Here is a 2,007-nt window from a genome sequence, read left to right on the forward strand (position 1 = left end):
GTTAAAAAAGGCCGCACTCAAAGTGTGAACTTTGATGAAGAGGGCTTTAAAAACGCTGCAATTCAGTTGTCGGAAGACCAATTATTAGAAAATATTCATGATGTACAAAAAGCACAGAACTTGCCGTTGTCTAATGGATTAAACTATTTTACTGATGATAAAGGGGCAAAGTTAAAAGGCGTTTACAAACCTGGTGCAGATATTAATTTAGATATCGAAATGGAAACAGGAACAGGTAAAACCTACTGTTACATTAAAACTATTTTTGAGCTAAATAAACAATATGGCTGGTCAAAATTTATTATCACTGTACCTACTATTGCAATACGCGAAGGTGCACATAAATCACTAGAAGTAACGGCTGAGCACTTTAACCAAATTTACCATAAGAAGATTCGTTTTTTCACTTACAACTCTAAAGATTTACACAAGATAGAAAGCTTTTCGTCTGACTCAGGCATAAACGTGATGATCATTAATATTCAAGCGTTTAATGCCACTGGCGCAGATAACCGTCGTATTTATGAAGAGTTAGATGATTTTCAAAGCCGTAGGCCAATAGATGTTATCAGCGCTAACAGACCGATATTAATTTTGGATGAACCGCAAAAAATGGAAGGTAAGGCCACACAAGAGTCTTTGCCGCGTTTTAATCCATTATTTATTCTTCGCTATTCAGCGACTCATAAAACCGTTCATAACAAGATTCACCGCCTTGACGCATTAGATGCCTATAATCAAAAGTTGGTAAAGCGTATATCTGTACGTGGTATTAAAACCAATGGTTTAGCAGGCACAAATGCTTACCTTTACCTTGAACAAATAGAAATATCTAAGAAAGCCCCAGTAGCGCGTTTAGAGATTGAGCAAAAATTAAAATCTGGCAGCATAGTTCGCAAAATCATTAAAGTGCATAAAGGTGATCGACTTATCGATTTATCTAATGGCTTAGCTGAATATGATGGTTTTGTTGTTTCTGAGATAAATGCGGTTACGGATACCATTGATTTTTTAAATGGTAAAAGTATTCAGGTTGGTGTCGCGTCAAATGATATTACTGAAGAGGCTATGCGCCGGATTCAAATACGAGACACTATTAAAACGCATTTAGATAAAGAGCGCCGGTTATTTGCAAAAGGTATTAAGGTATTATCACTATTTTTTATCGACTCAGTCGTTAAATATCGTGACTACAGCCAGGAAGATGAAAAAGGTGAATACGCTAGAGCGTTTGAAGAAGAATATGAAATTCTAAAATTAGAGTTTTTATCTGAGTTACCTGAAACTGACCCATATAAAAAATACCTCGCTAACATCAGTAATAACAATACTCATGAAGGCTACTTTGCGATTGATAAAAACCGAAAGCAAGTAGACCCCAAAGTTAAAACTCGCGGTGAAGAGCGAGGCTTAGCTAATGATGAAGGGGCGACTGCCGCTTACGATCTTATTCTGAAAAATAAAGAGCAACTATTAAGTTTTAGTGAACCTAAGCGTTTTATCTTCTCTCATTCAGCATTGCGTGAAGGTTGGGATAATCCGAATGTTTTTGTGATATGTATGCTAAAACATGCAGACTATGACAATGTAGTATCCCGCCGCCAAGAAGTTGGCCGTGGTTTACGTATTGCGGTTAATCAGAATGGTGAAAGACAAGATCACCCTGCAACGGTTCATGAAACCAATATATTAACTGTTGTGGCAAATGAAAGTTTTGGTGACTTTGTTAAAGGCTTACAAAGTGATATCGCCGAATCGCTATCAGCTCGACCTAAGAAAGCAGACAAATCTTATTTTGTTAATAAAGTGATCAAAACAGATGATGGTGATTTAGTGATTAGTGACGACATGGCAAAAGCTATTGAACGTTACTTAATTAAGAATGATTACACTGACGATAATGAGGAAATTACTGATCTTTATCATAAAGAATTAAAAGCCGGTGAGCTTGGTAAACTCCCCGAGTCATTAGCGCCTTTCACTGACCAGGTTATCGAGTTAATTGAC

At 36.8% G+C, this 2,007-nt stretch carries 1 protein-coding gene; it reads left to right on the forward strand.

The window, feature by feature from the left end; translation table 11 throughout:
- Positions 1–2,007: DEAD/DEAH box helicase family protein (locus H5202_RS21355; RefSeq protein WP_182773823.1), on the forward strand; the 2,007-nt coding region annotated here is incomplete at both ends.

It is taken from the genome of Shewanella sp. SG41-4, assembly GCF_014164505.1.
In the GTDB taxonomy this organism is placed as follows: domain Bacteria; phylum Pseudomonadota; class Gammaproteobacteria; order Enterobacterales; family Shewanellaceae; genus Shewanella.